General features: G+C 73.6%; 10 protein-coding genes. 6 read left to right on the top strand and 4 right to left on the bottom strand.

The window, feature by feature from the left end:
- Positions 1-73: 73 nt before the first annotated feature.
- Positions 74-271 (bottom strand): cold-shock protein, encoded by a 198-nt coding sequence (locus tag E1165_RS26695; protein WP_132394487.1) that lies wholly within the window; start codon positions 269-271, stop codon positions 74-76.
- Positions 272-294: 23 nt separating this feature from the next.
- Positions 295-918: a 2-phospho-L-lactate guanylyltransferase gene (gene cofC / locus E1165_RS26690; RefSeq protein WP_132394486.1), complete on the bottom strand. Its 624-nt coding sequence runs from the start codon at positions 916-918 to the stop codon at positions 295-297.
- A gap of 112 nt (positions 919-1030) precedes the next feature.
- On the opposite strand from cofC, the gene E1165_RS26685 reads away from it, so the two are divergent.
- The 4 genes from E1165_RS26685 to E1165_RS26670 all read left to right on the top strand — a co-directional run bounded on the left by E1165_RS26685 (position 1031) and on the right by E1165_RS26670 (position 5061).
- A complete protein-coding gene (locus E1165_RS26685) occupies positions 1031-1756 on the top strand; it encodes a 1-acyl-sn-glycerol-3-phosphate acyltransferase (RefSeq protein WP_132394485.1) in 726 nt (241 codons plus the stop codon).
- Between the two features lie 67 nt (positions 1757-1823).
- Positions 1824-2828, top strand: coding sequence for an NAD(P)H-dependent glycerol-3-phosphate dehydrogenase (locus E1165_RS26680; RefSeq protein WP_132394484.1), 1005 nt, complete (start codon positions 1824-1826; stop codon positions 2826-2828).
- 175 nt (positions 2829-3003) lie between these two features.
- A complete protein-coding gene (locus tag E1165_RS26675) occupies positions 3004-4137 on the top strand; it encodes a cystathionine gamma-lyase (protein WP_132394483.1) in 1134 nt (377 codons plus the stop codon).
- Between the two features lie 138 nt (positions 4138-4275).
- Positions 4276-5061: a putative protein N(5)-glutamine methyltransferase gene (locus tag E1165_RS26670; RefSeq protein WP_243705004.1), complete on the top strand. Its 786-nt coding sequence runs from the start codon at positions 4276-4278 to the stop codon at positions 5059-5061.
- Positions 5062-5166: 105 nt separating this feature from the next.
- On the opposite strand, the gene E1165_RS26665 is transcribed toward E1165_RS26670, so the two are convergent.
- Both E1165_RS26665 and E1165_RS26660 read right to left on the bottom strand, forming a co-directional pair.
- Positions 5167-5367, bottom strand: a complete 201-nt coding sequence (locus tag E1165_RS26665; RefSeq protein ID WP_132394481.1) for a DUF397 domain-containing protein — start codon at positions 5365-5367, stop codon at positions 5167-5169.
- 3 nt (positions 5368-5370) lie between these two features.
- Positions 5371-6216, bottom strand: coding sequence for a helix-turn-helix transcriptional regulator (locus E1165_RS26660; RefSeq protein WP_132394480.1), 846 nt, complete (start codon positions 6214-6216; stop codon positions 5371-5373).
- Between the two features lie 256 nt (positions 6217-6472).
- Here E1165_RS26660 and E1165_RS26655 point away from each other — a divergent pair, with 256 nt between their 5' ends.
- Together E1165_RS26655 and E1165_RS26650 are read left to right on the top strand one after the other, a co-directional pair.
- A complete protein-coding gene (locus tag E1165_RS26655) occupies positions 6473-6700 on the top strand; it encodes a hypothetical protein (protein WP_132394488.1) in 228 nt (75 codons plus the stop codon).
- 147 nt (positions 6701-6847) lie between these two features.
- The coding region (locus E1165_RS26650) for a D-alanine--D-alanine ligase family protein (protein WP_132394479.1) at positions 6848-7941 on the top strand (1094 nt) is incomplete at its 3' end.

Here is a 7941-nt window from a genome sequence, read left to right as displayed (position 1 = left end):
GCTCGCGAGGGATGCTCACCGGCTCATAATCACCCGATCACGGTTAACTAAAAATGAACTTGCGCCGGTCGGCTCAGGCCATCGTCGGGAATGTCACCCGGACGACCCCGCCGTCGGAACCGATCTCCACCCGCAGCCGCTGCCCGAGGCGCAGCAGCCGCAGCCCCGAGGCGTCGAAGGCGCGCGCCGGGAAAGCCAGCTCGGTGCCGTCGTCCAGGAGGAGCACGCCGGTGCGGGTCTGCGCGTCGAAGCTCGCCACGGTGCCCTGCATGCCAGCACCGTACACCGGTGGGGTCAGGCCGACGGCACGGTCAGCGCCGCGCTGCGCGGTCCCAGGCCGAGCCGGGCGGCGGCGGCCAGGTCGGCGGCGGTGTCCACGTCCCGGCGCAGGCTGGGCCAGTCGCCGGTGAGCGGGAGCGCCCCGCTGGCCCGGTGCGCCGCTGCCGAGCCGACCCCGAACCGGGGGTCCAGCGGCACCCCGGTCGGCGCGGCCAACAGCACGGTGCCGGTTCCCGGGGCGTCGGCCACGAACCGGCGTACCCCCGGGGTGGCGGCGGCCGCGCGCAGTGCGGCGGCCAGCTCCGCCGGTCGCAGCGCCGGAAGGTCGGCGGTGAGGCCGGCCACCCAGGAGCGGCCGGCGAGCTGCGCGCCGTGCCGGAAGGCGGCGTTGAGCCCGGCGTCCGGCCGGTCGGCCACCGCCCGCGCGCCCGCCGCCCCGGCCTCCGCCGCCACCGCCGGGTCGGCGGTGACGACCAGGACCTCGGCCACCTCGGGACAGGCCACCGCCGCGCGGACCGTGTCGGCCGCCAGGGCCAGCGCCAGTTCCTCGTGGGGCACGCCCGTCAGCGCGCCCCGCAACCGGCTCTTCGCCGCGTCGAGACGCTTCACCGGCACCACCACGGTCCAGGTCGGCTGCACGCGACAATCCTGCCAGCGTCACCGGCCGGTACCCGCACTGGCCGGGCCCGAGGCGAGCAGGCATGATTTCGGCTGCGGGGCACGCCGCGGGGTCGGGCGACGAGGAGGCAGGGTGACACGGCGCAGGCTGGGCTTCTGGCAACGGTTCGCCGTGCTGCTGGTCAAGCCCGTGATGCTGGTGTGGACCCGGCGCACCTGGCGCGGGGCCGAACAGCTGCGCCGCGACGGCGGCATCATCATCGTGCCCAACCACCTCTCGCACGCCGACCCGCTGGTCTCCGCGCACTTCATCTACGACGCCGGACGCTGGCCGCAGTACCTCGGCAAGGCCAGTGTCTTCCGGGTCCCGGTGGTCGGATGGATCCTGCACCGGTGCAAGCAGATCCCGGTCGAGCGCGGCACCGTCGACGCGGTCCGGTCGCTGGACAAGCTGGTCGCCGCGCTCGACGCCGGTGGTGCGGTGGTGATCTACCCGGAGGGCACCACCACCCGCCACCCCGAGCTGTGGCCGATGAAGGGCAAGACGGGCGCGGCCCGGCTGGCGTTGGCCACCGGAGCGCCGGTGATCCCGTTGGCGATGTGGGGGCCGGAGAAGCTCTTCGACCCCCGGTCGACCCGCTTCGGGCTACGACCCCGCACCCCGGTGACCGTGGTCGCCGGCCCGCCCGTGGACCTGAGCCGGTGGGCGGGCGCCACCCCGAGCCGGGCGGTGCTGGAGGAGATGACCGACCAGATCATGCTGACCCTGCGCGACCTGCTCGCCGACATCCGGGGCGGCACGCCGCCACCACTGTGGGAGCGTCCCGCCCGTCCACGTACTCCCGAGGTGACCGAATGAGCGAGCGAACCGACCGACTCGGCGCGGTGGCCCCGCGCGGCGTCGCCGAACGCGGGGAGGCGACGGCGTGAGCCACGTGGCGGTGTTGGGGGCGGGTTCCTGGGGGACCGCCTTCGCCAAGATTCTCGCCGACGCCGGCCGGGACGTGACGATCTGGGCGCGCCGGGAGTCGGTCGCCGAGGCGATCCGCACCGGCCGACGCAACCCGGACTACCTCTCCGACGTCCGGCTGCCGGAGCGGGTCACCGCGACCGGCGACGCCGCCAAGGCGATCGCCGGCGCCGAACTGGTGGTGCTGTCGGTGCCGTCGCAGACGCTGCGCGGCAACCTCGCCGACTGGGCGCCCCACCTGGCCCCCGACTCGACCCTGGTCTCCCTGATGAAGGGCATCGAGCTGGGCACCACCAAGCGGATGAGCGAGGTGATCGTGGAGACCGCCCGGGTGACCGGGGATCGGGTGGTGGTGGTCTCCGGCCCCAACCTGGCGCCCGAGATCGCCGCCGAGCAGCCCGCCGCGACCGTCGTCGCCGGCACCGACCCCCGCCGGACCGCGCTGGTGCAGTCGTCGATCCGGACGCCGTACTTCCGGCCGTACACCAACGACGACGTGATCGGCTGTGAGCTGGGCGGGGCGGTGAAGAACGTGATCGCCCTGGCGTACGGCATCGCCACCGCGATGGGCTTCGGCGACAACACCCGGGCGATGCTGATGACCCGCGGGCTCGCCGAGACCGCCCGGCTGGGCGTGGCGCTGGGTGCCGACCCGATCACCTTCGCCGGTCTGGCCGGCATGGGTGACCTGGTCGCCTCCTGCTCGTCGCCGCTGGCCCGCAACCGCACCTTCGGCGAGCACCTGGGGCGGGGGGAGAGCCTGGAACAGGCGCAGGCGGCGACCCGGCAGACCGCCGAGGGCGTCAAGAGCTGCCTCTCGATCCGCGACCTGGCGCGGGCGCACGGGGTGGAGATGCCGATCACCGAGCAGATCGAGCGGATCTGCCACGAGGGCATGGACCCGCGGCTCGCCGTGGACGCTCTGATGAGTCGTACCGCCAAACCGGAGTCGTACGAGTGAGTGCGAGGAGTGAGCCGGGTTTGCGAGCCCCGCGGTCGCGAACGACGGTCGACTGGGTGAGTGCGAGGAGTGAGCCGGGTTTGCGAGCCCCGCAGTCGCGAACGACGGTCGACTGGGTGAGTGCGAGGAGTGAGCCGGGTTTGCGAGCCCCGCAGTCGCGAACGACGGTCGACTCGTGAGTGGTGACTGGCACGACGGCACCCGCTGCGTGCACGCCGGCCTGCCCGAACCCGCCCCGGGTGACCCGTTCCTGCCCGGGCCGGTCTTCGCCGCCCCGTACCACCTCGACCCGCGGCAGGGGCCGGCCGCCGGCCCGAACGGCTACGGCCGGCCGGACAACCCCACCCGCCGGCTGCTGGAGGCGGCCATCGGTGAGCTGGAAGGCGGCGAGTGCCGGGTCTTCGCCAGCGGGCAGGCGGCTGTCACCGGGCTGCTGCTGGCGCTGCTGCGCCCCGGCGACCGGGTGCTGCTCCCCGCCGACGGCTACTTCCCGGTCCGCGCCTTCGCCACCGCCACGCTGGCGGCGATCGGGGTCCACGTCGGGTTGGTGCCGACCGCCGGCCCGTACCCGCCGTTCGACGGGGTCCGGCTGCTGATGCTGGAGACCCCCGCCAACCCGGGGCTGGACGTGGCCGACGTGGCCGCGCTCGCCGCCGCCGCGCACGCCGCCGGCACGCTGGTGGTGGTCGACAACACCACCGCCACCCCGCTCGGGCAGCGTCCGCTGGAACTCGGCGCCGACCTCGTCGTCGCCTCCGGCACCAAGGCGTTGACCGGCCACTCCGACCTGCTGCTGGGCTACGTCGCGGCCCGTTCGGCGGAGCTGCTGGAGACGCTGACCGCCTGGCGTACCACCACCGGCGCGGTGCCCGGCGCGTTCGACGCCTGGCTGGCGCACCGGTCGCTGGCCACCCTGGACCTGCGGCTGGGACGCCAGTCGACCAACGCGGCGGCCGTCGCCGAGCTGCTCGCCGGGCGGGACGACGTGACCGGTCTGCGCTGGCCGGGCCGGCCGGCGGACCCGGCGTACCCGGTGGCGTCGGCGCAGATGCGGCGGATGCCCGGGGTGCTCTCCTTCGACCTCGGCGACGCCAACCGGGTCGCCCGCTTCGTCGAGGCGTCCCGGCTGGTCGCAGCCGCCACCTCGTTCGGCGGCCTGCACACCACGGCCGACCGGCGGGCGCAGTGGGGCGACGACACCGCTGCGGGTTTCGTCCGGCTCTCCTGCGGGGTGGAGGACACGGTCGACCTGGTGACCGACGTCGCCGCCGCGTTGGACGCCGCCGGGCCGGCCGATCCGCTATCGTGATGTCCGCCCGCAGGGGCCCCGACCGGAGGAGGTGAGACCGATCCAGCAGACAGCAGGGCCGGCGCTCCTCCCCACGTCGCCGTCGCCACGGTAGCGACGGCGGGAGCGCCGACGAGCGTTCCCGAGAGGTGTCCCGTGGTGTCGTCGTACCACCCCGACCGTCCCGCCCTCGTCTCGCGGTTGCGTGCCGCCGGCTGCGTCTACGCCGAGGACGAGGCGGATTTGCTGATCGCCGCCGTCGACACCCCCGCCGCGCTGACCAGGTTGGTCGACCGGCGGGTCGCCGGCGAGCCGCTGGAGTACCTGCTCGGCTGGGCCGAGTTCTGCGGGCTGCGGGTCGCCGTCGCACCCGGCGTCTTCGTGCCCCGCGCGCGTACCGCCCTGCTGGTGGCGGCCGCGGCGGCGCTCGCCGGCCCCGCCCCGGCGGTGGCCGACCTGTGTTGCGGGTCGGGGGCGACCACCCTGGCGCTGGCCGCACGGCTCGCGCCGCGCTGGCTTGCCGCCGTCGACCTGGATCCGGCGGCCGTGGCCTGCGCCCGCCGCAACCTCGCCGGCCGCTCCGTCGAGGTGCTGCACGGCGACCTGTACGACCCGTTGCCGGCCGCCTGGCGGGGGCGGCTCGATCTGGTGGTGGCGAACGCCCCGTACGTCCCGACGTCGGCGGTGGCGTTGATGCCGGCCGAGGCGCGGCGGTACGAGGCGCGGGTGGCCCTCGACGGCGGGGCGGACGGGCTGGCCGTGCTGCGGCGGGTGGCGGCCGGGGCGGTGGAGTGGCTCGCGCCCGGCGGCCAGTTGGTGGTCGAGGTGGGGGAGAGCCAGGTGGACGCGCTGGACGCCGAGCTGCGGGCGGTGGGGCTGCGCCCCCGGGTGGTACGCGCCCGGGAGTGGGACGCCACCGCGATGACCGCCCGCCGTCCCGGCTGACCGGCCGTCCGCGGCGGCGGGCCGGCCGTGGCTCGCTCCGACGACGTGATCAGGAGGTCCGCGTCCGGGACCGGGACGCGGACCTCCTGATCGGCTCGGGGCCGCTCAGCGGCGGGGCGGGGCGGTGGTGAAGGCGGCCCAGGCGGCCGGTGGGAAGAGCAGGACCGGGCCGGACGGGTCCTTGGAGTCGCGGACGGCCACCAGGCCGGGCACGGTGGCCAGTTCCACGCAGGCGCCCTCGTCTCCGCTGTGGCTGCTCTTGCGCCAGGCGGCCGTGGCCAACGCCGCGCCGATCGTCGGTGTCATGTCCTACCGTCCCTTCAACAGTTGCAGGAGCAGGTCGCGGCTGTCGGTCGGGCTGAGCGCGACGGTCCGCAGGTGTTCCATGATCTTGGTGCAGGTGCGTAGGTCACCCGGTCGGTCGAGGACCATCTGCCCGGCGACGGTCTCCACCGAGGCGATGAGCGGGTCCTCGGGGTCGGCGAACTCGAGGATGTGCAGCGAGCCGCGGGTGCCCCGGTGGTAGCCGGCCGCCAAGGGAATGACCTGGACGGTCACGTTTGGCAGTTCGCCCATCTTGAGCAGGTGCTGCAACTGCCGTTCCATCACCGTCCGGTCACCGACCGGGCGCAGCAGCGCGCCCTCGTCGATGATCGCGTCGAAGATGGGCGGCTCGTCGCCGGTGATCCGCTGCTGCCGGTCCAGCCGGAGCTGCACCCGTTGCTCGACCTGGTCGTCGCTGAGGGTGTGCGGTCCGCCGCGCATCACGCCGCGGATGTAGTCGGCGGTCTGGAGCAGGCCCGGCACGACCGAGGGCTCGAAGTTGGCGATGCCGGTCGCTTCGGCCTCCAGGGCGATGAAGTCGATGGTGCGTTTGTCCAGCAGGTGTGAGTACGGCACCCACCAGCCGGGTTTGCGGGTGTCCTTGGCCAACTGCACCGCCGCGGCGATCTCGTCCGGCCCGACACCGTAGAGGCTGAGCAGCGCGCGCACGGTGGCGGGACTGACCAGCGTCTGTGCGTTCTCGTAGCGGGACAGGGTGCTGCGGGTGCTGTTGATCTCGTCGGCGGCGGCCTCCAGCGTGAGGCCGGCCGCCTCCCGGTGGGTGCGCAGGGCGATGCCGAGCCGGCGTGCCCGAGCGGTCTTCGGAGCCATAGGTCGATGGTCGCATATGTCTCTGGGAAAGTGCGCATGAGAGAACGTCGATGAGAGTTGCATTCACGCACGTCCACCTGTCAATCTGTGTTGGCGTCCTCACCAACGGTTGTCGTGGCGACGGCGATGGTGAGCGACCGGAGGGGATGGGGCGCGTGGCGATCGGGTTTACTCCCCCGTACCCGATCGCCACGTGCCACCGTCACCGGGGAGGGAGACGTCGGATGTGGGTGGGCGGATGTCTGGGCGAGCGGCGATGACCCGGTTCCTCGTGGTGCTCACCGACGTCCGTCCGGTCGAGGGGAAGGTCCGTGACGAGCGGACCGCGCCAGAGCGGCGGCGCCAGGTGGTCGGCGCGAACACCCGGGAGGCCGCCGACCGGATCGCCGGGGCCTTCATGGCCCTCGGGATGGTCCGCGCCGGTCGGCAGCGGGTGAAGGTCATCGCCGTCGGGCGGGGACGACACGCCGGCCTCGACAAGTAGATCACACACCGTATCGGTCGGAGTGACCGATTGCGAAGGAGGTTCGCCTCCTGCTGGGTATCGCCATCGGCCCGCCGCCACGCACAGTAAGGTCAACCGGGTGAGCGCCGCTGGCGGCTCCGCAGTCGCGTACCGAGAGGTGACCCAGTGACCACCCCAGGCAAGACCCGCGTGGCGATCGTCTTCGGCGGTCGCAGCCCCGAACACGGCATCTCCTGCGTCAGCGCCGGCAGCGTGCTCGCCGCGCTGGACCCGGACGAGTTCGAGGTGGTGCCGGTGGGCATCACCCGCCAGGGGCAGTGGGTGCTCGCCAGCGGCGACCCGGGCCGGCTCGCCATCCACGACCGCAAGCTGCCGGAGGTCACCGCCGGCTCGGGCGCCGAGCTGGTCCTGCGTGCCGACCCCACCGCGAACGGACTGATGGTGCTCGACCCGGCCGAGGGCCCCCGTGCGCTGGCCGACGTCGACGTGGTCTTCCCCGTGCTGCACGGCGCGTACGGCGAGGACGGCACCATCCAGGGCATGTTGGAGATGGCCGACATCCCGTACGTCGGGGCGAAGGTGTTCGCCTCCGCGGCGGCGATGGACAAGGAGTTCACCAAGAAGCTCTGCGCCGTCGAGGGCATCCCGGTCGGCCCGTACGCCGTGCTGCGTAGCGGGTCCGACCTCGGCGAGGAGGACAAGGAGCGCCTCGGCCTGCCGGTGTTCGTCAAGCCGTCGCGGGCCGGCTCGTCCTTCGGCATCACCAAGGTCGACGACTGGTCCCAGCTCGACGCCGCCGTCGCGGTGGCCCGCGAGATCGACACCAAGGTGCTGGTCGAGGGCGCGATCGTCGGCCGGGAGATCGAGTGCGGCGTGCTGGAGGGTGAGGCCGGCGGCGCGCCCGAGGCGTCCGTGCTCGCCGAGGTGCGGGTCGTCTCCGGCCACGACTGGTACGACTTCGAGGCCAAGTACATCGACGACTCCTGCGAGTACGACATCCCGGCCGACCTCCCGGAGCACGTCACCCGCCGGGTGCAGGAGTACGCGACCCGGGCGTTCACCGCGCTGGACTGCTCCGGCCTGGCCCGGGTCGACTTCTTCGTCACGCCCCAGCTGGACGTCTACCTCAACGAGATCAACACCATGCCGGGATTCACGCCGACCTCGATGTTCCCCCGGATGTGGGCGGCCTCCGGCCTGGAGTACCCGAAGCTGGTCAACCGGCTGATCCGCACGGCCCTGCACCGCCACGCCGGCCC

This window comes from Micromonospora sp. KC723 (genome assembly GCF_004348595.1).
Classification (GTDB): Bacteria; Actinomycetota; Actinomycetes; order Mycobacteriales; family Micromonosporaceae; genus Micromonospora.
The sequence above is the reverse complement of the archived record's forward strand: the minus strand, read 5'-3'. Positions and strand labels throughout refer to the sequence as shown.

Excerpts from the sequence above, each read along its gene's own strand:
- E1165_RS26695 (WP_132394487.1), bottom strand. The coding sequence starts at position 271 with ATGCAGGGCACCGTGGCGAGCTTCGACGCGCAGACCCGCACCGGCGTG.
- E1165_RS26665 (WP_132394481.1), bottom strand. The coding sequence starts at position 5,367 with ATGACACCGACGATCGGCGCGGCGTTGGCCACGGCCGCCTGGCGCAAG.
- E1165_RS26660 (WP_132394480.1), bottom strand. The coding sequence starts at position 6,216 with ATGGCTCCGAAGACCGCTCGGGCACGCCGGCTCGGCATCGCCCTGCGC.
- E1165_RS26655 (WP_132394488.1), top strand. The coding sequence starts at position 6,473 with ATGACCCGGTTCCTCGTGGTGCTCACCGACGTCCGTCCGGTCGAGGGG.